18 protein-coding genes are annotated in these 23,140 nt (G+C 67.1%); 5 read left to right on the forward strand and 13 right to left on the reverse strand.

The genetic code is table 11. The annotated features are described in order from the left end of the window. Window positions 1–5: 5 nt before the first annotated feature. The 3 genes from ASE48_RS08370 to ASE48_RS08380 are packed head-to-tail and all read right to left on the reverse strand — an operon-like array spanning window position 6 to window position 2,173. The gene (locus ASE48_RS08370) at window positions 6–407 is read right to left on the reverse strand and encodes a DUF2752 domain-containing protein (protein WP_057166606.1); all 402 of its coding nucleotides are present in this window, start codon (window positions 405–407) and stop codon (window positions 6–8) included. After that, window positions 397–813, reverse strand: a complete 417-nt coding sequence (locus ASE48_RS08375) for a TM2 domain-containing protein (RefSeq protein WP_057166607.1) — start codon at window positions 811–813, stop codon at window positions 397–399. The genes ASE48_RS08370 and ASE48_RS08375 overlap by 11 nt, the downstream gene beginning before the upstream one ends. 4 nt (window positions 814–817) lie before the next feature. Continuing rightward, window positions 818–2,173 (reverse strand): malate:quinone oxidoreductase, encoded by a 1,356-nt coding sequence (locus ASE48_RS08380; protein ID WP_057166608.1) that lies wholly within the window; start codon window positions 2,171–2,173, stop codon window positions 818–820. Window positions 2,174–2,237: 64 nt separating this feature from the next. On the opposite strand from ASE48_RS08380, the gene ASE48_RS08385 reads away from it, so the two are divergent. Continuing rightward, window positions 2,238–3,119, forward strand: coding sequence for a LysR family transcriptional regulator (locus ASE48_RS08385; protein ID WP_057166609.1), 882 nt, complete (start codon window positions 2,238–2,240; stop codon window positions 3,117–3,119). 3 nt (window positions 3,120–3,122) lie between these two features. Here ASE48_RS08385 and ASE48_RS08390 read toward each other — a convergent pair whose 3' ends face one another. The 6 genes from ASE48_RS08390 to ASE48_RS08415 form a co-directional block, all read right to left on the reverse strand. Further along, window positions 3,123–3,947, reverse strand: a complete 825-nt coding sequence (locus tag ASE48_RS08390; RefSeq protein WP_057166610.1) for an ABC transporter permease — start codon at window positions 3,945–3,947, stop codon at window positions 3,123–3,125. Further along, window positions 3,944–4,795, reverse strand: a complete 852-nt coding sequence (locus ASE48_RS08395; protein ID WP_057166611.1) for an ABC transporter ATP-binding protein — start codon at window positions 4,793–4,795, stop codon at window positions 3,944–3,946. Before ASE48_RS08395 ends, ASE48_RS08390 begins: the two co-directional genes overlap by 4 nt. After that, window positions 4,792–10,293 carry a type I polyketide synthase gene (locus tag ASE48_RS08400; protein ID WP_057166694.1) on the reverse strand — a complete coding sequence of 1,834 codons (5,502 nt, stop codon included), beginning with the start codon at window positions 10,291–10,293 and terminating at the stop codon, window positions 4,792–4,794. Before ASE48_RS08400 ends, ASE48_RS08395 begins: the two co-directional genes overlap by 4 nt. Before the next feature lie 101 nt (window positions 10,294–10,394). Beyond that, window positions 10,395–12,173 carry an NAD(P)/FAD-dependent oxidoreductase gene (locus ASE48_RS08405; protein WP_057166612.1) on the reverse strand — a complete coding sequence of 593 codons (1,779 nt, stop codon included), beginning with the start codon at window positions 12,171–12,173 and terminating at the stop codon, window positions 10,395–10,397. Between the two features lie 62 nt (window positions 12,174–12,235). After that, the gene (locus tag ASE48_RS08410; protein WP_057166613.1) at window positions 12,236–13,483 is read right to left on the reverse strand and encodes a cation:proton antiporter domain-containing protein; all 1,248 of its coding nucleotides are present in this window, start codon (window positions 13,481–13,483) and stop codon (window positions 12,236–12,238) included. A 45-nt stretch (window positions 13,484–13,528) separates the two neighbouring features. Then, entirely contained in the window at window positions 13,529–14,287 is a 759-nt protein-coding gene (locus ASE48_RS08415; protein WP_057166614.1) for an SCO6745 family protein, read from the reverse strand. Between the two features lie 178 nt (window positions 14,288–14,465). Here ASE48_RS08415 and ASE48_RS08420 point away from each other — a divergent pair, with 178 nt between their 5' ends. Then, a complete protein-coding gene (locus ASE48_RS08420) occupies window positions 14,466–15,983 on the forward strand; it encodes an HNH endonuclease signature motif containing protein (protein ID WP_057166615.1) in 1,518 nt (505 codons plus the stop codon). Between the two features lies 1 nt (window position 15,984). On the opposite strand, the gene ASE48_RS08425 is transcribed toward ASE48_RS08420, so the two are convergent. The 4 genes from ASE48_RS08425 to ASE48_RS08440 are packed head-to-tail and all read right to left on the reverse strand — an operon-like array spanning window position 15,985 to window position 19,411. Further along, complete coding sequence (locus ASE48_RS08425; RefSeq protein ID WP_057166616.1) at window positions 15,985–16,377, reverse strand: universal stress protein; 393 nt, start codon at window positions 16,375–16,377, stop codon at window positions 15,985–15,987. Then, window positions 16,374–17,915, reverse strand: coding sequence for a tripartite tricarboxylate transporter permease (locus tag ASE48_RS08430; protein WP_057166617.1), 1,542 nt, complete (start codon window positions 17,913–17,915; stop codon window positions 16,374–16,376). Before ASE48_RS08430 ends, ASE48_RS08425 begins: the two co-directional genes overlap by 4 nt. Continuing rightward, window positions 17,916–18,431 (reverse strand): tripartite tricarboxylate transporter TctB family protein, encoded by a 516-nt coding sequence (locus tag ASE48_RS08435; RefSeq protein WP_057166618.1) that lies wholly within the window; start codon window positions 18,429–18,431, stop codon window positions 17,916–17,918. It lies immediately after the preceding gene. Further along, on the reverse strand, window positions 18,428–19,411 hold the full coding sequence (locus ASE48_RS08440; RefSeq protein WP_057166619.1) for a Bug family tripartite tricarboxylate transporter substrate binding protein: 984 nt from the start codon (window positions 19,409–19,411) through the stop codon (window positions 18,428–18,430). The genes ASE48_RS08435 and ASE48_RS08440 overlap by 4 nt, the downstream gene beginning before the upstream one ends. A 68-nt stretch (window positions 19,412–19,479) precedes the next feature. Between ASE48_RS08440 and ASE48_RS08445 the strand changes: the two genes are divergently transcribed. Genes ASE48_RS08445 through ASE48_RS08455 form a run of 3 tightly spaced genes read left to right on the forward strand, consistent with a single transcriptional unit; the run spans window position 19,480 to window position 23,096 of the window. Beyond that, window positions 19,480–21,150 (forward strand): sensor histidine kinase, encoded by a 1,671-nt coding sequence (locus tag ASE48_RS08445; protein ID WP_057166620.1) that lies wholly within the window; start codon window positions 19,480–19,482, stop codon window positions 21,148–21,150. Further along, complete coding sequence (locus ASE48_RS08450) at window positions 21,143–21,811, forward strand: response regulator (RefSeq protein WP_057166621.1); 669 nt, start codon at window positions 21,143–21,145, stop codon at window positions 21,809–21,811. Before ASE48_RS08445 ends, ASE48_RS08450 begins: the two co-directional genes overlap by 8 nt. A 55-nt stretch (window positions 21,812–21,866) precedes the next feature. Continuing rightward, window positions 21,867–23,096, forward strand: coding sequence for a cytochrome P450 (locus ASE48_RS08455; RefSeq protein WP_057166622.1), 1,230 nt, complete (start codon window positions 21,867–21,869; stop codon window positions 23,094–23,096). Window positions 23,097–23,140: the final 44 nt, after the last annotated feature.

The raw sequence follows: 23,140 nt of genomic DNA on the forward strand, positions 1-23,140 counted from the left end.
GATATTCAGCCGGTGAGAACCGTGGGGACCAGCGGGAACCCCGGCCAGTTGCGCATCACGGTCCACGCAACGGCGGCCACGACGACGGTGACGGTGGCCGCCGTCGGCATGAGTGCCAGGCCGCGACGCCAGCGCACCACCAGCCACACCGCCAGCGCCGGCAATGCCACCAGCAGGAAGGCGTTGTCCACCACGGCGGCCGCCAGGTCCCCGTTCAGCAGATCGTGGGTCATCCGCAGCCCACCGCACGCCGGGCAGTCCAGACCGGTGAGGGCCTTGAAGGGGCAGGCCGGGAAGAGGAAGCCGGGCCGGTGCGGGTCGGCCAGACCGATATAGGCCAGGGCGCCGGCGAGTGCCACCCCGGTACCGATCAGGCCGGCTCGGGCGGTCGCGCCCTCAGGTGCCATCGCGCAGCGGACGGCCCTGCGGGTCGCGCACCTTGTCGGTCAGCAGCAGGATGGCGTCGATGATGCCCCAGATGACCGCGCCGATGCCGCAGGTCAGCAGACCCACCAGCAGCTGTGCCACACCCAGTCCGGTATAGCCCAGGTAGAAACGGCCGATACCCAGGATGCCGAACAGACCCAGCAGCTGGAGCAGACCGGCGATGACCTTGGATTTCTCCGAATAGGGCTCCCCGGTCATGGGGTGGCGGCCGTAGGGGGCCAGCGGGTCGTAATACGCGCCGGGAGGCGCCGGCGGCGGGTAGCCCGGTTGACCGGACGGCGGGAAACCGGCACCGCCGGGCGGTGGCTGGTAGCCCGGCGGTGGGTAGCTGCCCGGGTCGCCCCCGTACGACTGCGGATCGGTCATGACCTCAGGATGCCAGAAGGTCGATGTCCACGCGGTGACCCCAGCGCTGCAGCAGATCGATCATGATCGGCACCGCCGTCGATGCTCCCGGCGAGGCGCCGAGCAGACCGGCGATCGAGCCGTCTGCCGACACCACCAGTTCGGTGCCCGAGCGCAGCACTCCCCGGCCCCGGGCGTCCGGCGAGACCAGTTGGGCGCGCTGCCCCGCGGTGATCAGCTCCCACTGGGCCGGATCCGCAGTCGGGTAGTACCGGGCCAGGTAGGCGTGTTTCTGCCGGCGGCCGGCGACCAGCTGGCCGATCAGATAGCGCACCAGCGCCAGATTCGCCCACATCGCCGTCGCGAGCACGGCCACGTTGTGCCAGCGCAGCGTGGTGAAGAAGTCGGTGAGGCGTCCGTGCTTGAGCAGCTTGGTGCTGAAGGTGGCGTACGGACCGAACATCAGGTGCCCGGCGCCGCCGACAACCCGCTTGTCCAGGTGCGGCACCGACATCGGTGGCGCCCCGATCGGCGCCTGCCCGTACACCTTGGCGTCATGCCGGGCGACGACCTGCGGGTCCGAACACCGCAAGAAGGCCGCCCCCACCGGCAGCACCCCGTAGCCGCGGACCTCAGGGATTTTCGCGCGCTGTAACAGGCGCAGCGCATTGCCACCGGCGCCGACGAAGACCCTCGGTGCCCGCAGGTCGAAACTGCCCTCGGCGTTGCGGCCGGCGACCCGCCAGGACCCGTCGGCCTCGCGCACCACGGCGCGCACGTCGTGGCCGAGCAGCAGCCGGCCGCCCCGGTCGGTGACGATCCGCACCAGAGCGGTTGTCAGCGCGCCGAAGTCGATATCGGTGCCGCCGGGATGCCGGGTCGCGGCGACCCGTTCCTGCACTGCGCGGCCCTCCATCACCAGCGGCGCCCACCGCGCGATGGTGGCCCGGTCCTCGCTGTACTCCAGGCGAGCGAACAGCGGATGGGCGCGCAGCGTCTCGAATCGCCGGCGAAGATAGTCGATGTCGCGCTCGCCGAACACCACGTCCATGTGCGGCGCAGCGTGCAGGAAGGTCCCCGGGTCCAGTAGCCCCTTCTCGACCAGCTGGTCCCACCACCACCGGGACAGCTGGAACTGTTCGGCGATCCCGATCGCCGCCGTCCCGTCGGCGGGGTCGGGCATGTAGTTGAGCTCGCAGAAGCCGGAGTGGCCGGTGCCCGCGTTGTTCCAGGCCTGGCTGCTCTCGGTGGCCACGGCGGCCGCGCGTTCGACGATGACGATCCGCCGCTGGGGCTCCTGCACCGCAAGCATGGCGCCCAGGGTGGCGGACATGATGCCGCCGCCGATGAGGACGATATCGGCTGTGTCTCGGTCGGTCATGAATCCACCATGACCCTGCGGCTTTGATCCGTCCAATGAATGTTCGGTCGATTATCATCCGGATATGGATCGATGGATGGGTGAGCTCGCACCGCAGCTGCGCGCTCTGGAGGAGTTGGCGGCGCGCGGCGGGCACATGACGCGGGCCGCCGACAGCCTCGGTATCCCGCAGTCCTCGATGAGCAGGCGTATCCACGCGCTGGAAAAAACGCTGGGGCTTGCCCTGCTCGTCCAGGACGGCCGCACCGTGCGGCTGACGCCGGCCGCCGTCCGGCTCGCCGACCGGGCCCGAGATCCGCTGCACGCCCTGGAAGCCGCGGTCGAGGCCGTCGCCGGAGAGGCCGACGCCCATCACGGCATCGTGCGACTCGGATTCCCGCTGACCATGGGCTCGGGGCGGTTGCCGACCCTGATCGCGGAGTTCCATCGTCGTGCGCCGAATATCCGGTTACAGATCAAGCAGGCGCACGGGTCGCAGCTGAGGGCCGACCTGAAATCCGGCGAGTTGGATGTCGCGGTGATGATTCCGGCGTCGGACGAGGTGCGCCACCACGTCATCGGGGTGCAGACGATCCTCGCCGTGCTGCCGGCGAAGCACCGTCTCGCGGGGCGCAAGAGGTTGCGCCTCAATGAGCTGCGCGACGAACCCTTCATCGCGAACCCGGTGAGCTACAACCTGCGCCAGTTGACCGAGACGTGGTGCGCAGCGGCGGGTTTCACCCCGCAGATCGCCGTCGAGATCACCGAGTTCGCCACCATGCACGAGTTGATCGGCCGCGGCCTGGGCATCGCGCTGCTCCCCCATGACGAACGCAGCGCACCGAATACCGTCGAGGTCGCGCTGACCCCCAACACCTACCATCGCGAGATCGCGCTGGCCTGGTCACCCACCGCCGTCACACCGGCGAGCCGGCGACTGCTCGCCTTCCTCCGCGAACAGTTCTGAGGATCAGCGCGTCTCCGACCAACGGAAGACGGTGAGGCAGCCGATCAACCCCCCGATACTCCACGCCGCAAGCACGAAGAAAATCCGCCAGTGTTCCCAACTGCCTGCGGGTTCGATGGCGGCCATTTCGGGCGGCAGCAGCACCGACCTGAATCCCTGGGCCATCCACTTGACCGGGAACAGCGAGCCGATCACCAGCATCCACGTGGGGAGCACCATGATCGGGACGTACGTGCCGGACACGAACTGCAGTCCCACCGCGGGACCATTCGTCAGGGCGGCGGCCGACACCGCACTGCTGGCGACGTTGCTGATGAGTACCCCGAGCAACGAACAGCTGATGACGCCCAGCAGGAACACCCAGGTCAGGGTGAACCAGCCGAAAACGTCGGTGGGCAGGCGGAGACCGAACGCGAGCACACCGACCACCAGCAGCAGCACGGCCTCGGCCAGACTGACCACGAGCACCAGCATGATCTTGCCGATGAAGTAGGACGTCGCCGTCGTGGGAGTTCCGTGCAGGCGGCGCAGGGCCCCGGTCTCCCGATCGGCCGCGATACTGATGCCCAGATTCACGAAGGACGTCGACAGGATTCCGTAGGCGAGCATGCTGGCCGCGATCACCGCTCCGGTGCTGACGTTGCCGTAGGGCAGTTTCGCGGAGAAGATCGAGCCCAGAAGCAGACAGATCACCGCCGGCATCGAGAAGGTCAGTACCACCTGCTCGGGCCTGCGGTAGAACATCTTCAGTTCCGGGATGACCCGCGAGAATCCGATCCGCGCCACCGACGGGATCGGTGCCCGGGTGTGCTGGCCTACGGTACTCACGAATGGCCGATCAGCTGGAGATAGGCATCTTCGAGGGTCGGGCGGGTCACCGTCAGGCGGTCGAGTTCGGCGTGACCACTGCTGAGCTGCCGGATCAGTTCGGTGGGCGTCGCCGTCCGTTCCACCCGTTCCCGGCCGTCCTCCATCCACCGGACAGTCGCCGCGGTGTCGACGTGCTCGATCAGCCTGGCGGGCGAGTCCACGGCGACGACCGTCCCGGCTGCCACGACGGCGACACGGTCCGCCAGCGCGGCCGCCTCCTCCAGGTAGTGCGTCGTCATCACGATGGTGGTGCCGTCCGCTGCCAGCAATCTGATGAGTTCCCAGAACTGTTGCCGGGCTTCGGGATCGAATCCGGTGGTCGGCTCGTCGAGGAACAGCAGCTCGGGCCGGCCGACGATGCCGAGGGCGACATCGAGGCGGCGGCGCTGACCGCCCGACAGCGTCCTGACCCTCGCCGCGGCGACAGATGCGAGGCCGACGAGATCCAGCACCTCTGCCGGGTCTCTGGCGCCGCCGTAGCAACTGCCGAACATCTGCACGGTTTCGCCGACGGTGAGCATCCCGGCGTCGCTGACCTCCTGAAGAACGATGCCGACCCGTGCGCGCCAATGTCTGTCCGCGGTTCCCGGGTCCGCGCCGAGCACGCTCACCTGGCCGGCATCACGCCTGCGGTTTCCCTCCAGGATCTCGACCGTCGTCGACTTGCCCGCGCCATTGGGGCCGAGGATCGCGAAGATCTCCCCGTATTCGACATCGAGGTCGAGGTTCGCTACCGCCCGGAGGGTTCCGTAGGACTTGGACAAGCCGCGCACCTGTACCGCCCGGGACTGGGCCGCACCGCTCACGGCTGCACCCTGCCGGCCTCCGGTTGGGTGTCCTCGGCCTCGATCTCCGCCAACAGCGCCCGCAATTCGGCCTCGGACAGATCGTCCAGCAGGGCGTCGACATCGTCATGCTCCACACCGGTCTCGTCGTCGGTCGCGTCCTCGACCACGACGGGCGCATCGCCGTGTATGGCGTGCAACTCGGTGAGTATCCGGTCGGACAGCGAGTTCACGCTGACGCCGCGCAAGATCTCCAGCACGGGCACGTCGATCGAGAAGGTCGCGTTGATGCGCACCCGGAACTCCATGGCCATCATCGAGTCCAGACCGATATCGTCGAGCATCGCTGCGGGCTCGATATCGGTGGCGCTGCAATCGAACACATCGGCCACGACCTGTTGGACACGCTCGGAGATGAGGGCGGCCCGCCCGCCCTCCGGGGTCGCGGCCAGTAGGTCGAGAATCGAGGATCCCGAGGCGTCCGGTGCCGTGGCCGCATCGACGGATTCGAGCTCGCCGAACATCGCCGGTAGCGGTCCACCCATTCCTGCCTGGCGGGCCCGGTTCCAGTCGACGGTGATCGCCACGACAGTGGGCACCGTCTGCTTGATGAGCCTGTCGAGGATCCGGGCCCCCACGGCGGGGGTGATGAGCTCGATTCCCCGCTGCGCGTAGACCTTCTCCAACTTGAGCTCCTCGACCATTCCCACCGACCACGGCCCCCAGCCGATGGTGAGGGCCGGCAGTCCCTGCCCGCGACGGTGGTGGGCAAAGGCGTCCAGGAACGCATTGGCCGCGGCGTAATTTCCCTGCCCCGGCGCGGCGATCGTCGAACCGGCGGAACCGAACATGACGAAGAAGTCCAGGTTCTGACCCTCGAAGGCGTGGTGCAGCACCCTGGTGCCGATGATCTTCGGCGCGGTCACCTTTGCGTAGTCGTCCTCGCTCATGTTGACCAACAGTTGATCACGCACCGAGCCTGCGGCATGGACGATGCCGCGCACGGGCCGGCCGCCGCGGGACAGATGGTCGGCCAGCCAGCCGGTCACGTCGTCGGCGCTCGTGACATCGACACTGGCCGTGTCGATATGGGCGCCGAGCCGTTCGATCATCTGTAGTGCAGTGACGGTCTCGAAGTGCGGATCTCCCTTGGTCAGCCCGGCCCACTGGGCTCTTGCCGGGATGGGAGTCCGCCCGAGCAGGGTGATGTGGCGGGCGCCGCGCTCCGCCAGATAGGTGGCCACGACCCGGCCCAGCGCACCCGCCCCGCCGGTGACCACGTACGTCGCATCGGCGGAGAGCTTCGTCGGGAAAGGATATGTCAGTTCCTTGCACAGCCGCAGGCGAGGAACGAACGTCTTCGCACCGCGGATCGCGATCTGATCCTCGCTCCCGCCACCGAGCACATGGTCGCTGATCCGCGTGGCGATCTCCGGGTGGCCATCGGCGTCGTCGATATCGACGAGCCCGCCCCAGTACCCGGAGAACTCCTGGTGTCCGATGACGCGGCCCAGGCCCCACATCGAGGCCTGATCCACACCGGTGAGGGGGGTGCCGGGCGTCGGCTGCGAATTGGCGGTCACCAGAAAGAGTCTGGGTGTGACGGTGTGCAGCTCGGCCAGCGTCTTCACCAGCCGAAGAACGGTGAAAGGACCGATCTCGTCGGAGTCGGCGCCGTCCGCCGACATGTCCAGCGGCCAGCAATCGATGATGCCGGCGAGGCCGCCGTCACCGGTGGTGTGCCTGTCGATCAGCGCACGCCAGTCGACGCCCCCGGCCGCGTGCCGCACGGTGTCGACGAGGTGACCGCGGGACCGCAACTCGTCGGCGAGTGCCTCCCCGACGCCGGACTCGTCGGCCAACACCAGCCAGCCTGCCGCTGCGGAGTCCGGCACGGCGACGGGATCCGCTGCGGTGTCCTCGATTTCGAACCACTGCAGTTCGTACAGCCCCTTGTCGATGTGCTCGACGGACATCCGGGAGGACGACGTCAACGATTGCACGGTGAACCCGTCGAAGACGGCGAGCACACCACCCTCCTGGTCGGTGATCGAGATATCGCACTCGACGGCGTCCCGGGTCGCCGACACCACGCGCACCTGCACCCGCATGTTTGGGGTGGGAGATCCAAAGACCGCGCAGTGCCGGATACGGGTGGGCAGATACGGGTCTTCGTTCTCTTCCTGGCCGGAGAACGGTGCTCCGAAGAGCGTCTGGAAGGCTCCGTCGATGAGCGCCGGGTGGAACCGATATTCGCCGGCCTGGTCCGCGATGTCGGCGGGCATCGTCAACTCGGCGATCGCCCAGTCGTGACCGGCCGTCACCCCGGACACCGACCGGAAGGCCCGGCCGTAGTCGAACCCGAGGTCACTCGTCCGGCGGTAGAACTCGTCGCCATCCATCTCGGTCTGGGGCCCCTCCGCGGGGTTGCCGGCATCGGGCGGCACCGCCGCCAGGGTGCCGAGTTCGGCGGTCGCCGTGATCGCCCATTTCAGGTCACCGTCCGAGGTGGCCGTGAAGGAGGAGAATTCCAGCGTGCCGTCGTCCTTGTTGAGAGTGGTCCTGATGATCGGATCACAGGTGTCGTCCAGGATGACGGCACGGTGCAGCACGAGATTGTCGACGCTGTGGTCGGATCCGTAGGTTTCCCGTCCGGCGGCCATCGCCATCTCGACGTACACCGCGCCCGGCACCACCACGCTGCCCTGTATACGGTGATCGGCGAGGAATTGGTGGGTGGCGGTGCTGATCTCGGCCTCCCAGGTGGGATGCACGCCGCGAACCGGCTGACCGAGCAACGGATGCACCGGTCGGTAGAACAGGGCTTCGTCGATTTCGTGATTGTCGTGCCAGTAACGTTTGGTCTGCCACGGATAGCCGGGAATCTTCAGCAGGCGCGCATCGCCGCGGGGGTACAGGCGATCCCAGGCGATGTCGTGGCCGGTGTTGTGCAAGACCCCCAGGCAGTTCAGCAGCGTGCGCACGTCGTCGTCCTCACGACGCTGCGCCGCGGTCACCGAAACACGCTGGGTGCCGGCTATTTCCAGGATGGAAGCCGCCAGCACGGGGTGGGGCCCGAGCTCGATGAAGTGGGTGAAATCGTCGTCGAGCATCCGGCGCAGTGCCGGTTCGAAGAGAACGGTGGCACGGGTGTTCTGCCACCAGTAGGCCGCCCCCGCGTCATAACCGGTCAACAGTTCACCGGTGACCGTCGAATAGAGCGGCAACTGTGCGGACTTCGACGACAGACCCGACAGCGCACCGTAGAGCTCATCCTTGATGGCGTCCATGTAGTGGGTGTGGTAGGGCACCTTGACGGCCAGGTAACGGTTGAAGACCTGCGCCTCGTCCAGTTGGCGGGCAATGTCTTCCAGGACGTCGCCGTCGCCCGCGACGGTGACCGCGGAGGGACTGTTGATGGCGGCGATCGACACCCGGCGACCGAATTCGTCGATCATCTTCTCGTCGAGCGTGCGTATGAGGGTGTCGGCGTCCAGGCCGACAGCCAGCATGCGACCCTGCCCGCTGGTGCGCTGTTGCAGGCGGCTGCGATGATGGATCACCTCGACGGCCTGCTCGAACGACAGCAGACCGGCCAGGTGGTGTGCTGCGACTTCGCCTGCGCTGTGGCCGATCACGGCGTCCGGAGTGATACCGAAGTGGGCGAGCTGCTCAGCGAGGGCCACCTGAATCGCGAAGTTGGCGGGCTGAGCGAACTCTGTTTCGTCCATCCGGGAACATGATTCGTCGCGTCGCAGCTCCTCGATCAGCGACCAGTCCGCGTACCTGGACAATTCCCGGGAGCTGCGCATGATGCTCTCGGTGAAGACAGGGAACACATCGAGCAATCCCCGGCACATCTTCCACCACTGCGGACCCATGCCGGTGCAGACGAAGGCGACCTTGGGCGGAGCGGAAGGGGTTCGGCCGGTTGTGATCTCACCGCCGTTGCCGACGGCCCGCAATTGTTCGCGCGCATCGACGGTGTCTTCGGCGATCAATGTGTGCCGGTGGCTGAGGTGCGCGCGCCGCTGGGCGAGGGTATAGCCGAGGTCGGACAACGCGATGTCGGGATGGCGGTCCAGGTGGTCGGCCAACCGAGCGGCCGCCGCCACCAGAGCCTGTTCGCTGCGCCCCGATATCGGCAGCACGGTCAGCGGCAGTGTTGCGCTGCCCCCAACGGGGTCCTGCCGCGCAGAGGGAGGTTCGGCAAGCACCACGTGGGCGTTGGTACCCCCGAAGCCGAACGAGTTGACCCCTGCCACCCGGCGCTCGGTGTCGGGGAACGGCCTTCCCGCGGACGGGATGTCGAGTTTGAGTTCGGTGACCGAGACGTGCCTGGTGGGGTTCTTCAGATGCAGGTTGGCCGGCACGTACCCGTGCTTGACAACGAGCGCCGCCTTGATCAGCCCGGCCACTCCCGCCCCGGCTTCCAGATGACCGATGTTGGTTTTGACGGACCCGATCAACAGCGGTTGCGTCGCCGGTCGGTCGGAGGTGAGCGCTTGGGCCAGGGCCCGCATCTCGATGGGATCACCGACCGGCGTGCCGGTACCGTGCGCTTCCACGTACCCGATCTCGGCCGGCCCGACGCCGGCGCGATCCAGTGCCGTTCTGATCGCCGCTTCCTGCGCTTCTTCGCGGGGCACGGTGATGCCGTCGGTGTGCCCGTCCTGCGAGACGGCGGTACCGAGGATCTGTGCGTAGACATCGTCCCCGTCGGCCAGCGCCTGCGCCAACGGTTTGATGACGACGACGGCACCGCCCTCGCCCCGCGCGTAACCGTCCGCGGACTCGTCGAAGGCCTTGCTCCGCCCCTCGGGGCTGAGGAATCCGCTGCGCGATTCCGCGATGGCGGTATTGGGACCGAGCATCAGGTTGACACCACCGGCGAGTGCCACAGCGCATTCGCCGTTCCAGATGCTCTGCGCGGCAAGGTGCACAGCGACCAGCGAGCTCGAGCATGCCGTGTCGATCGTCATGCTCGGACCGCGGAAGTCGAACGCATGCGAGATGCGGTTCGCCAGCATCGTCATCATCATCCCGGTGGCCGAATGGGCCTTGAACTGATACCGGCTGCTGCGACCCTGGTTCTGCAGGAGCTGATAGTCGAGGGTGAAACCTCCGATGAACACACCGACGTCGGTACCCGCCAGTCGATCCACGGGTATCCCCCCGTCTTCGAACGCCTCCCAGGTCACCTCCAGCAGCAGACGTTGCTGGGGGTCGAGAGAGTGGGCCTCGCGCGGCGAGATACCGAAGAACTGGGGATCGAACTGATCGACCTCGGGCAGGAATCCGCCCCGCCGAGTGGCGACCTTGCCCATTTTCGCCGGGTTGGGGTCGTGGTAGCGCGCGGCATCCCACCGTGACGCGGGAACCTCACCGGTCGCATCGACCTCATCGCACAGCAAGCGCCAAAAGGCCTCTGCCGAGTCGGCACCACCGGGGAATCTGCATCCGACTCCGACTATCGCGAGCGGTTCACGGTTACTGGGCAGTGGATCGGTCACAGTCATCGGCACTTTCTCGTCGCGCTACACACTTCCCGAGGTATTCGTAGCCGCGGTCGCGACGGATGGGGTCCCGGACGGATGAATTTCGGCCAATGTTCGCGGGCTCAGCTCGGCTGCAAGACCGGCGATCCGGTGACGATCCAGTCGGAGCTGATCGGGTCGGCCTCCTGATCCCTGCGGTACGCCGCCCGCAACTCGCGCAACAGCGGATCGCGCTGCCAGGCCTGGACCTGATGCATGGCCTCGTCGTCCTCGAACATCGTGGACTTCGCCGCGAGCACCGTCTCGACGAGCTGACCTGCAATCTGGTGCAGCAACCGAGCATTGGCGTCGAACTGGGCATCGAAGTTCGGACTGGGCTCCACCATCGCGGTGTGCAGCGACACCATGAAGTTCAACGGCGCGTACAAGTCCATGAACGGTACCGTCGCCAACTCGTTCGCGGGTCCACTGCCCTCCAACGCAGCCCACTCCCGGAAGAAACGCTGAATACGGTTGCTGAGCGCGATGAGACCTTCGAGCTGGGGGACGAACTCCGGGTCGTCGGTGATGCGGACGAACCGGTCGTTCATGTAGAGCAGGCCGATGAATCCCCAGTAGAAGGCGATGTCCCAGACGACCTTCGCCGACATCACCGCCGGGGTTCCCATCAGCACGTACTGGTCCTGGTACACGGCCAGCCACATCTCGGTGAGCGACCGGAACAGCGTGTCACTGACCTGCGCGCGGGCCACCACGTGCTCGCCGTTCAGGTCGCGGACGACCATGTCGGTGATCAGGCCGTTGCCGATCGCGACGAGGTCCAACCCGGATGAGTACAGCGGATCCAGGAACACACCGGCGTCACCGGTGAGGCACCAGCGGTCAGCACCGTCGAAGATCTTGCTGGCGCCATGGCTGTACTTCTTCATGACCCGGAAGTCCTTGATCTGGTGCTCATGTTCGGCCAGCACCGCGTCGCACTGCGGTTCGTGTTCACCCAGCCACGCCCTGGCCTTGGGCAGCGTGTTGAACCCCTCGAACGGATGCAGAGCGGGGTCTGCGACGATACCCACGCTGGTGGCTCCGGAGCCCAGTCGGATCAGCCAGACCCAGTAGCCCTCCCCCATCAGATGGTTCGTCGACATGGCCCGATTGCCCTCCACGAGACGGCTGTGAAAGTCGGGGTCGTCGCTCCACCCATTGACATCGATCTCAGTGGCCACACGCAGCCATGCCGCATTGCAGTGATGCTCGTTGGGCTGTTTGAGGTTGAGTTGTCGGGGCAACACCCGGTTACGGCCAGACGCGTCGACCACCCACCTGACCGTGGTGTCCGCGCGGTGTTGATCGGTCTGAATGGACACCGTGTGGGAGCTGTCGTCACCGCCGAGGGCGACGGAGGCGACGCGACCGCGCCGGATGTCGACACCCGCTGCCAGACAACGGGTGTGCAACTCGTTCTCCAGTCGTCCCCGATCGATCTGATAGGTGACCAGGGGGACGAACGACGAACCGCCGAGCTCCATCCGGGACGCGATGTCGCTGTTGCGCCCGTGCGAGAAGAACATCCGCAGACCCATCTTGCGGATGTGGGCGGTGCTCAGGTGTTCGCCCAAGCCCAGCCGGTCACGCAGGTAGTGCGCGGACACCTCGACCGTCGATTCACCGACGGTGTGGGTGATCTCCGGCACCGGATGGGTGTTCGGCTCGATGATCAGGATGCGGGTGTGCGGACGCGCGTTCCTGATTTCCAGCGCCAGGGCCATGGCGGCGATGCCACCACCGGCGATCGCGACATCGTGATCGGTCGACGGGGCATCGGCGGTGGGCAGCTGGCTTCTGATCTTTCGTGCGAGGGCCGCCCGGGCCTGCGCATCGAGTCGCGAGAGTTGGGGCCGCATGCATTTCAACATACCCACAACGGGCGGGGTTCAGACCCTGAAACAACAGGCAACGGTCCGCGCTACGCGGCCTCGGAAAGCTGGCGATGTCGTCCGTAGACCCATTCGAAGATCGGTGATGTCATGAGGGTGGTGACCACGGCCACCAGCACCAGGATGGTGAACAAGGTGGGCGTGATGATCCCCGCCTCCAGACCGATGTTGAGCAGGATCAGCTCGATCAGGCCGCGCGCGTTCATCAGTGCGCCCAATGCCACCGACTCGCGCATGGGGACTTTGCTGAGCCGTGCCGCCACCGCGCATGCCACGCCCTTTCCCACGACGGCGACGACGATCAGACCCAGCGTCACCCCCCACAGCGCCGGGGAGTTCACCAGACCGATCTGCGTGTTCAGACCCGAATAGACGAAGAACAGCGGCAGCAGCAGCTTCGTGGTGAGGGGCTCCAGCTTGTCGGTGAGATCGGTGGCGAACAATCCCGACGGCATGGCGACGCCGAGAATGAAGGCGCCGAAGATCGCGTAGATGCCGATGACATCGGTGAACCATGCGCAGGCCATGAGCAGGATCAACACGGTGCTGAGCATCGACGGCGTTACGGCCCGGTTGTCGTCGGCCATCCGGCCCAACGAACTCAGGCCACGGCGACCGATCGTCAGCAGAACCACGGTGTAGAGCAGACCACCACCGATCGCGACGACGGCCAGCATCGGGCTGCTGCGGTGGATGGCCAGCACGGCGGCCAGGATGCACCACGAGATGGCGTCGGCCGTCGCGCCGCACGCCAGCGCCAAGGTGCCCAAAGACGTTCCGGTCAGCTTCTTTTCGAAGATGATCCGGGCAAGCATCGGGAATGCGGTGATCGCGATCGACGCGCCGAGGAACATCATCGCCATACCGAGGTTGACGCCGTCACCGAAGAAACCACCGGCGCCCAGCAGCGGTATTGCGGCCAGCGCGCCGACGGCCAATGGTGCGACCGTTCCGGTGATGGACACGGCGGCCGCGGTGCCGGCCCGCTGCCTGACGTGATCGACGTCGAAATTCAATCCGATGATGAACATGTAGAGCACCAGCCCGACCTGCGCCGCGGTGTAGAGCACCAGGTTCGACGTTCCGGTCGGGAACAGGTCGCTCTGCAGTTCGGGGGCCATCCGGCCAAGAAGGGAAGGCCCCAGCACGACGCCGGCGATCATCTCACCGACGACCTGCGGCTGACCCACCCGCTGAGCGGCCAGTCCGGCGAGCTTGCACGCCGCGAGAATGACGGTCAGCTGGAGGAAAAAGTGGATCGCGGTTTCCGCGGGCATGCGTCAGTTAACCAGTCGGTCCGGACTTCCTGCTCGAAGTGGGTGTCAACGCGGCACGTTCGCGGTCAGGGTGGCCAGCGCCGCCGTGGTCAGGTCCGCGAGCTCGGCCGCCTCGTCCACGTCCAGCGCGGCACTCACGAGTTCGGCCATCCGGCGGTTGGTGGCCTGCTCGATCTCGACGTAGCGGTCCTTCTTGTCCGCGCCGTCCGCGAAGGGCTGGGGCCAGCCGAACATGGCCGCGTATCGCGGGCCCTTGTTGAGCATGTGTGCCTCGATGGGGCTGACGCCCGACAGACTGAGCGCATTGAAGTGCAGTCCGGCGCGAAGCTCCCGCAGCACGAACATCACCTGCAGTGCCCGGGCGGGCGCATCGTCGGCCAGTGGCATGGTCCGCCAGCCGGCGAACAACGGCGATGCCGCAATCGGCGCCACCGCAATGAGCTTCTCCCCCAATGCCGCAATACGGTCCAGCCCGTCCGCGCCGGCCAGATACTTACGTCCGAACTCGGCGGCCTGATCCCAATACACCTGCGATGCACCGGCGGCGCCGCGCACGGCGACGCCTTCCTCCCACATGGCCGAAAGGCCGGCGGGTTCGAAGACGGCGAACACCGCGCTGACGGTCGCACCGGTCACCTCACCGAGCACGCCACCGCGGCCGGCCACGTATCCGGCCAGGGGGTTCTGATAGCCGGCGGCGACGCTCTCGCCGTAGGTCTGTGGGTGCAGCATGAAGACTGCCACCGCCTGTTCGATGGCGCCTCCCGCAGTGGCGGTCGCTTCGACCAGATCCGTGTTGCTCATGGACCGACCCTAGCGTCTGCCGATTGCGCCGCGGCTGCAACAGCGCGTTCGGTATGAAAGTGCCCACCTCTCAGCGACTTTCGAGCGACAGGTGAGTCCCAAAAATTTCTTTGGACTCATTAATCACGGCCGTCACTTTTCGTGACGGATTGTCGGTGATCGCACGTATGTTCGACGTATGAACGGTGACGTGGTCGGTGGTCGGGAGGCGGTGCAGCACGCACTCTCCGATCGCGCCGCGTCGCTCAAGGCACTGCTGGACGCCGACTTCACCGTCTTCGACACCGCGGAGTTGCTCGGACTGTTGTCCGAGCGGGAGCAGTACGCCCGCGCCGACGCAGCGGTCGATCACCGCATCCTGGCCGCCCTGATGGATCGGGCCACCCCGCACGAGATCGGCGGGAAATCCTGGAACGACGTACTGGCCACCCGGGACGCGTTGAACGGGGAGGTGTTGGAGCCGCTGCTACCCGCATGCGCTCACGCGTTGGCGACGGGGTCCATCAACACCGCCCACATCACAGTCATCCGGTCCGCACTCAAGCAGGCCTCGCGATATCTCGACGCCGGCGAGCGAGCCCAGATGGAGGCCACCCTGGTCGCGGTCGCCGAAGCCAATACCCCCGAGACGCTGGCCGAGCTCGCCGACCAGATGGTCTACGTGCTCAACCAGAACGGCGACAGCCCGGACCTGACGCGGCACAAGGTAGGGCTCACCATCGGCAAGCCCGATGTGGATGGATTGTCGAAAGTGTCGGGGCGGGTGGATTCGGAGTTCGCGGCCTACCTGCGCACCATCCTGGACGTGTGGGCGCGGCCGGGGATTAACAACCCCGACGACGCGGAACCCCAGCACAATCCGCAACCAAATCCATTGGAAGAACGGGCCGAACCCGCGGCCGACACTGAACCAGCGCCCGATCCAACACCGGAACCCGAACCCGCACCCGAACCTGCAATTGAGCCTGCGCCCGAATCGGAGCCTGCCGAGGAGCGCCCACTTCCACGCGACTTCGGCGAGCTCGCCGACCTCGCCGACACCCTCCCACCACCGATCAAGCGCGACCTGGAACCGCCGGCCGGTGATCACCGCACCCAAGCCCAGCGCAACCACGACGCCATCAAAGCGGTCCTGCGCGACACCCTGATGTCCAAGCGCCTCGGCCAACACAACGGGCTACCGGTCACCGTGGTGGTCTCCACCACGCTGGCCGAGTTGGAGGCCGGTGCCGGGATCGCGGTCACCGGCTCCGGAACCCGCATGCCCATGCGGGATCTGATCCGCCTCGCCGAGCACGCCCACCACTATCTGATCGTCTACCGCCACCACACCGCCGAACCGCTCTACCTGGGCCGCACCAAACGCCTGGCCACCAAAGCCCAACGGCTACTGCTCTACAACCGCGACCGTGGCTGCACCCGCCCCGGCTGCACCAAAGGCGCCTGTCACTGCCAGGCCCATCACGCCCACCCCAGCTGGCACCACGGCGGGCTCACCGACGCCCCCGACCTCGCACTCGGCTGCGGACCGGACAACCGGCTCGCCGAACTGGGCTGGACCAACAGCATCGACCCCCGCACCGGCCGCGTGCACTGGCACCCACCACCACTCATGGACACCGGCGGCGACACCCTCAACCACCACTTCCACCCCGAAGAACTCCTCCCACCACCCGAGGAGGACGACGATGGCTGAGTCAGAACTCGGAGGGCTTCACCGCCAGAACGGGTTTCGGGCATTCCAGGATCAGCTTCTGCGCGACGCTGCCGAGCAGCAGCTTGCCCACCGGGCTGCGGTGCCGGATACCGACGACCAGCAGTTCAGCCTCCGGGCGGTCCATCGTGGTCAGCAGCTCTTCGACGGCGTCGACCCCGACCGGCTGGGCGAGCTCGAACGGCACCCCGCATTCCGCCAGCCGGGTCTCGACGTCCTGCACCTGCGTCCCGCTGGCGAACCGCGAATCCACGTAGGACTCACCCGATGTCGAGTTGATGACCAGCAGGCTGGTGTTGCGCAGCTTGGCCTCGGCGATCCCGTGTTCGAGCGCCGCATGACCGAACTGGTCGGCGGTGTATCCGATGACGATCATGCCTGGCCCGCCTTTTCCTTCTGGTCCTTATCGTCCTCGACGATCAGCAGCGTCTCCTCGCTGCGGTGGAACAACCGCAGCACCAGCGGAGCGAGCAGCAGCAGCGCCATCAGCACATAGGTGACGATCGCGACCGGCTCGGTGAACAGGCTGCCCCATTCGCCACCGCCCAGCTGCAGGCTCTGGCGCAGTTGCCGTTCGATCCGCGGACCGAGGATGACACCGATGATCAACGGCAGCACCGGAAGTCCGAACCGCCGCATCATCAGACCCATCAACCCGAAGACCAACAGCAGCAACAGATCCAGCGGCTGCAGGTTGACCGCGAACGCACCGAGCGCGGCGAAGAACAGGATGCCCGCGTACAGATACGGTCGCGGCGTGCGCAGCAGCTTGGCCCACAGCGGCGCCAGCGGAAGGTTCAGCGCCAGCAGCATGAAGTTGCCGATGAACAGGCTCGCGATCAGTGTCCAGATCAGCAGCGGTTCCTTGTCGAACAGGGTGGGACCGGGCTGGATGCCGTAGGACACGAACGCCGTCAGCATCACGGCGGCCGTCGCGTTGGTCGGCAGACCCAGCGACAGCATCGGTACCAGAGTGCCTGCGGCCGAAGCATTGTTGGCCGCCTCCGGCCCGGCGACGCCCTCGATGGCGCCCTTGCCGAACTCCTCGGGATGCTTGCTCAGCTTCTTCTCGGTGATGTAGCTCAGGAACGTCGGCAGCTCGGCGCCACCGGCGGGCAGCGCACCGAACGGGAAGCCGTACGCGGTACCGCGCAGCCACGGCTTCCACGACCGCTTCCAATCGCTCTTGCCCATCCACGGCCGCCCGACCGGGATGACATCGGCGGGACGCCGGCGCAGATGCGCGGCCACCCACAGTGCCTCACCGACCGCGAACACCGCGACCGCGATCACCACGATGTCGATACCGTCGGCCAGCAGCGGCACCCCGAAGGTGGCGCGCGGCTGACCGGTCAGCGAATCGATGCCGACGATGCCGATCGCCAGACCCAGCAGCAGCGAGATCAGCCCGCGCATCTTCGAGGAACCCAGCACCGCGGTCACCGCGACCAGCGCGAACAGCATGATCGCCAGGTAGGACGGCGCACCGAGGGTGACCGCGAACCGGGATACCGCGGGCGCGAAGGCCGCCAGCAGCACGGTGCCGATGGCGCCGGCCACGAACGAACCGATGGCGGCGGTGGCCAGCGCCTGCGCGGCGCGGCCGGCCTTGGCCATCTTGTTGCCCTCGATCGCGGTGATCACCGACGACGATTCACCGGGCGTGTTCAGCAGGATCGAGGTCGTCGAACCGCCGTACATACCGCCGTAGAAGATGCCGGCGAACATGATGAACGCCGCACTCGGGCTGACGTTATAGGTGATCGGCAGCAGCAGCGCCACCGTCATCGCCGGCCCGATACCGGGAAGCACACCGACCGCGGTACCCAGCAGCACGCCGATCGCGGCGTACACCAGATTCATCGGGGTCGCCGCCTCGGCGAACCCCTGCAGGAGCCAGTCGAAATTCTCCATCTACAGAATCCCATCCAAGATGCCTGCGGGCAGCGGGATTCCGAGCCCGGAGTAGAACGCGTAGAAACTGGCCAGCGCCAGCACGACGCCGATCGCGATGTTGCGCACGTAATGCCTGCTGCCCAGCACAGTGGCGCAGCCGGCGAAGAACAGCGCACTGGTGATGGCCCACCCGAGCGGGTTCACCAGCACGATGAGCATGACGAACAGTCCGACCAGCATCCCGACGGTGCGCCAGTCACTGGGCATGTCCGGATCGATGTCCTCGCCGGCGTCGGCCTCACCCTTGAGGCCACGCGGGATCGCGATGGCCAGGATGACCGCCATCACCAGCAGACCCGCACCGATGACGATCGGAAAGAAGCGCGGCCCAACGGGATCCACCTCGGCGTAGCCGCCCGGCATGTTCAGCGCGTCATAGAGCAGGAAGGCGCCGACGGCGACCATCACCGCACAGACGACGTACTGCGCGTAATCGGGCCGGGACTTCTCGGCCGCGTCCACTTCGGTACTCACACCAGCCCCAGATCCGTCAGCGTCGTCTCGACACGGCGATCCTGCTCGGCGAGGAACTCCTCGAATGCGGGGCCGGTCATGAAGGCATCCGTCCACCCGTTCTTCACCAGCGCCTCCTTCCATGCGTCGGTTGCGTGCAGCTCTTCCAGGATCTTGACCATCGCCGCCCGGTCGTCCTCGGAAATTCCCGGCGGCGCAAGAACTCCGCGCCAGTTGGTGAACGTCAGGTCGATGCCTGCCTCCTTGAGCGTCGGCGCATCGACCCCCTCGACCCGCTCGTCTCCGGACACCGCGAGCACCCGCACCTGGCCGGCCTCGATCTGGTCGACGTATTCACCCAGACCCGAGGTGCCTGCCGCGATCTTGTTGCCCAGCAGAGCAGTCAGCAGATCGCCGCCGCCGTCATAGGAGATGAAGTTGACCTTGGTCGGGTCCAGACCGACCGCCTTGGCTGTCTCCATCGGGAACAGGTGGTCCGGACCGCCGGGATTCGAACCCCCGCCGACGGTGACCTTTGCCGGGTCGGCCTTCCACGCGTCGACGAAATCCTGCACCGTCTTGAACGGCGAATCGGCGGGCACCAGGATGCCTTCCTGCTCCTCGACCACCTTGGCCAGCGCGGTAGCATCCGAGGCGCGGGCGGTGGATCCGTTGGTGAAGACCGCGCCGACCACACCGAGGCCCATCATCATCATCAGGTCGCCGTTACCGCGCTCGTTCATCAGGCGCGCCATCGCGACGGTGCCACCGGCGCCGATCACGTTGAACACCTCGACGCGACCGGTGATGTCGTCGTCCTCCATGATCTTGACCGCGGTGCGCGCGGTGAGGTCGTAACCACCACCCGGGCTGTTGGGCACCATCATGCGCAGGCGGTGCAGACCGGTCTCCTCGCCGCGGGTGACCCCGCACGCGGAAAGCAGAAGCGCGGCGATCACGGCGATGACCACGCCTGTGGTCACCCGACCCCGTTCGAACATGTCGTCCCCAATCACTTGTTTGTGATGCTCAGCAATACTGGACCCCGGCAGTGACTCAGGTCACTGATATGGACGCAAAGGAAGTATTGGTCATTAAGAACACGAGCTGGAGCCGCAGCCTCGCCGGGCAGTTCCTGGCGTTTCAGCTGGTCGTCGTGGCGGTGGTGCTCGTCGCCGTGGCCGCGGTGTCGGTGGCGCAGTCGACCAGCGAGTTCCGCGAGGTGCGCGGTCTGCGGATGATCGCCGTCGCCGAGAACATGGCGTCGACCCCGATCGTGCGGGACCGGTTCTCCGACCCGTTCGCCGAGAAATTTCTGGCGCCCGAGGTCGACCGGGCGGTGGCGCTGTCCGGCGCGAGCCTGGCCGAGATCCTCGGCCCCGACGGCACGGTGCGGGCCTCCTCGGATCCGTCCCGCATCGGGGCGCAGACCGATCTGGGTCCCAGCCGGGCCGACGAGGGCCGGGCCTGGTTCGGTGACGCCGACGTGGCCGGGGTACACAGCCTCATCGGGCAGGTCCCGATCCTGTCCAGCGACGGCGAGGTGCTGGCGGTCGCCTCGGTCAGCGAGGGCTATCCCTCGGTGTGGCAGCTTTTCAGCGGCGCCGGCGAACGCCTGCTCATCTATCTGGGGCTGGGCGCCGTGCTCGGGATGGTGGCCTCGTGGTTGTTGTCGCGGCGGATCAAGCGGCACACCCGCGGACTGGAGGTCGCCGAGATCGCCGGCCTGGCCGATCATCGGGAAGCACTGCTGCACAGCATCCGGGAGGGGGTGGTGGCGGTGAACACCGACGGGGAGATCACGGTGCTCAACGACAGCGCCCAGGAATTGCTGGGGGTCGGGGCCGACACCGTCGGCCGGCGCGCCGACGACATCGGCCTGGAGCAGGCCGTGGTGGATTTCCTGCTCTCCGGCGAAGGCGAGAATGATGTGGTGATCGCCACCGGCAGCCGGGTGCTGGCGCTCAACCGGCGCGCGGCCAGCAGCCAAGGCCGACGTATCGGTACGGTGACCACGATGCGCGACAGCACCGAACTGGCGGCCCTGCAGGCACAGTTGTCCTCCCACCGCAGTGTGACCGATACCCTTCGAGCCCAGACCCATGAGTTCGCCAATCAGCTGCACACCATCTCCGGGCTGGTCCAGCTGGGCGAGTTCGACGCGGTGCACGACCTGGTGGGCACCCTGACCCGGCGCCGCGCCGAGATCAACGATGCTGTCACCCAACGGGTTTCCGACCCGGCGGTGGCGGCACTGCTGATCGCCAAGACATCGCTGGCCGCCGAGAGCGGGGTGACCCTGACGCTGGACAACGACAGCCATCTGCGCGCGCTGCCGCCGGCGCTGGCCACCGACGCGATCACCGTGCTGGGCAATCTGATCGACAATGCCGTCGACGTCTCGGTGGGCTCCGAGCGCGCCCAGGTCACCGTCCGCGTCGATGACGCCGACGGCCTGCTGATGGCGGTGACCGATTCGGGTCCCGGTGTGCCGCAGGAGCTTCGGGAACTGGTGTTCGCCCGCGGTGTCACCTCCAAGCCCGAGGGCCCGGGTGGGCCGGCAGAGAAACGCGGTATCGGGTTGGCCCTGGTTCGGCTGGTGACCGCCCAGCACGGCGGGCACGCCGAGATCGACGACGCACCCGGCGGCGGGGCGTCGTTCGTGGTGCGGTTGCCGGAGTCGGCACTGGCGGCGGGGCGAGCGGAGCGACGCGGAAGCAGCGAGTCAGCCCGTGCGTGATGTGCTGATCGTCGACGACGATTTCATGGTGGCCGAGATCCACCGCCGCTTCGTGGAGCGCATCGAGGGCTTCCAGCCGGTGGCGGTGGCCCGCACCGGCGCGGAAGCGCTCGCGGCGGCAGCAGCTCACCGTCCGCAGCTGATCCTGCTGGATGTGTACCTGCCCGATATGACGGGTCTGGAGGTGCTGCACCGGCTGCGCGCCGAAGGCGATCGCGTCGGCGTCATCATGATCACCGCCGCCCGCGAACTCGACACCGTCCGAGGCGCGCTCGACGGCGGCGCGGCCGACTATCTGATCAAACCGTTCGAGTTCGACCAGTTGGCGGCCAAGCTGGCCGCGTTCGCAGCCCGCGCCGACGCGCTGGCCTCCGACCGAGGGGCGGACCAGTCGATGATCGACGCACTGTTCGGCGGCCCCGCCGCCGCTGCCGCACCGGACGCCCTGCCCAAGGGGCTGGGCGCCGAGACGGGACGGTTGGTGCTCGACGCGGTACGCACGGCCGACGAGGTGTCGGCCGCAGAATGCGCCGACCTGGTCGGTATCTCACGGGTGAGCGCCCGGCGCTACCTGGAGCATTATCTGGCCGCCGGGGTGCTGGAACTGCGTCTGCAGTACGGGGCGGGCCGCCCGGAGCGCCGTTACCGCACCGCGGGCTGAAACCGGGTACCGCTCTACTCGGTCGATCCCGGTCCGGGGGATCCACACTGGGCCCATGACTGCTGCCGATACCACCGGCCGCGACGTCTTCGACGCCGATCTGCCGACCCTGAGCTACGAACAGTTGCCGAGTTCCGCGGCAGCGCACGCCGCGATCGGTGCCGCGCACCGACAGGCGCCGATCGCCATCGGCGCGCACGGGCCGGAGATCCTGGACTACAACCTGGTGCGCGCGGTGCTGCGCGACGACCGGTTCCGGGTGCCCGAGGGGCTGTTCCTGGCCAACCAGGGCATCACCTCGGGCCCGCTGTGGGATCGCGCGATCAGCAACCTGCTCAGCCTCCACGGGGCTCCGCACACCCGACTGCGCAAGCTGGTGGCGCGGGCGTTCACCCCGAAATCGGCGGCCCGCCTACGCCCCATCTGCGTGGAAGTCATCAACGATCTGATCGCCCGGACCGATGCCGGTCGCTGCGATATGGTCGCCGACATCGCCAGGCAGTACCCGATCCCGATCATCTGCGCGCTGCTGGGCGCACCCCGCGAGGACTGGGGACTGTTCTCCGCGTGGACCGATGACATCTTCAAGATGTTCAGCTGGAATCTCGGCGACCAGGCACCGGTCGTGGAACGCGCCTGGGATGCGCTGGACGGCTATGTGGACGCCATGGTGCACCGACGCACGGAGACGCTCACCGATGACCTGTTGTCGGATCTGATCCGCGCCGAATGCGACGGTGACCGGCTGACCCACACCGAGCTGCTGATGCTGGCCGGCGGCATCCTGATCGCAGGCACCGACACCACCCGCAATCAGCTCGCGGCCGCGGTGCAGGTGCTGTGCGAGCATCCCCAGCAGTGGTCGCTGCTGGCGGGCCATCCGGAACTGGCCGCGCACGCCGTCGAAGAACTCATGCGCCACACACCGGTGGTCTTCAGCACCATCCGCGAGACCCTGCAGGATGTCGAACTGGCCGGCTACCTCATCCCGGCAGGCACCCTCGTGGTGGCCAATACCGCTGCCGCCAACCGGGATCCGGCCATCTACCCCGAGCCGGACCGGCTCGACATCACCAGGGAGGGCGCGCCGGCCATGCTGACCTTCGGCGGCGGCGTGCACTACTGCCTGGGCGTGCATCTGGCCCGGCTCGAGCTGGTGGAGGCATTGGTGGCCATCACCCAGGCCATGCCGGACGCACACATCGTCGGCGCGGTGCCGTGGCGTCCGCTCACCGGTATCAGCGGCCCGGCCGCCCTGCCCATGGAGTACGCCCTCGCCGGGTGACAACCATAAGCCGATGCTGCAGGCAGCGGTGTGCCACGATCCGC

This window comes from Mycobacterium sp. Root265 (assembly GCF_001428895.1).
GTDB lineage: Bacteria > Actinomycetota > Actinomycetes > Mycobacteriales > Mycobacteriaceae > Mycobacterium.

Bases quoted from the DNA above. Each gene is read 5' to 3' on its own strand.
- ASE48_RS08410 (WP_057166613.1), bottom strand. From the start codon at position 13,483: ATGCCCGCGGAAACCGCGATCCACTTTTTCCTCCAGCTGACCGTCATT.
- ASE48_RS08420 (WP_057166615.1), top strand. From the start codon at position 14,466: ATGAACGGTGACGTGGTCGGTGGTCGGGAGGCGGTGCAGCACGCACTC.
- ASE48_RS08405 (WP_057166612.1), bottom strand. From the start codon at position 12,173: ATGCGGCCCCAACTCTCGCGACTCGATGCGCAGGCCCGGGCGGCCCTC.
- ASE48_RS08400 (WP_057166694.1), bottom strand. From the start codon at position 10,293: ATGACTGTGACCGATCCACTGCCCAGTAACCGTGAACCGCTCGCGATA.
- ASE48_RS08425 (WP_057166616.1), bottom strand. From the start codon at position 16,377: ATGATCGTCATCGGATACACCGCCGACCAGTTCGGTCATGCGGCGCTC.
- ASE48_RS08385 (WP_057166609.1), top strand. From the start codon at position 2,238: ATGGATCGATGGATGGGTGAGCTCGCACCGCAGCTGCGCGCTCTGGAG.
- ASE48_RS08430 (WP_057166617.1), bottom strand. From the start codon at position 17,915: ATGGAGAATTTCGACTGGCTCCTGCAGGGGTTCGCCGAGGCGGCGACC.
- ASE48_RS08415 (WP_057166614.1), bottom strand. From the start codon at position 14,287: ATGAGCAACACGGATCTGGTCGAAGCGACCGCCACTGCGGGAGGCGCC.
- ASE48_RS08375 (WP_057166607.1), bottom strand. From the start codon at position 813: ATGACCGATCCGCAGTCGTACGGGGGCGACCCGGGCAGCTACCCACCG.
- ASE48_RS08440 (WP_057166619.1), bottom strand. From the start codon at position 19,411: ATGTTCGAACGGGGTCGGGTGACCACAGGCGTGGTCATCGCCGTGATC.
- ASE48_RS08380 (WP_057166608.1), bottom strand. From the start codon at position 2,173: ATGACCGACCGAGACACAGCCGATATCGTCCTCATCGGCGGCGGCATC.
- ASE48_RS08455 (WP_057166622.1), top strand. From the start codon at position 21,867: ATGACTGCTGCCGATACCACCGGCCGCGACGTCTTCGACGCCGATCTG.
- ASE48_RS08370 (WP_057166606.1), bottom strand. From the start codon at position 407: ATGGCACCTGAGGGCGCGACCGCCCGAGCCGGCCTGATCGGTACCGGG.
- ASE48_RS08445 (WP_057166620.1), top strand. From the start codon at position 19,480: ATGGACGCAAAGGAAGTATTGGTCATTAAGAACACGAGCTGGAGCCGC.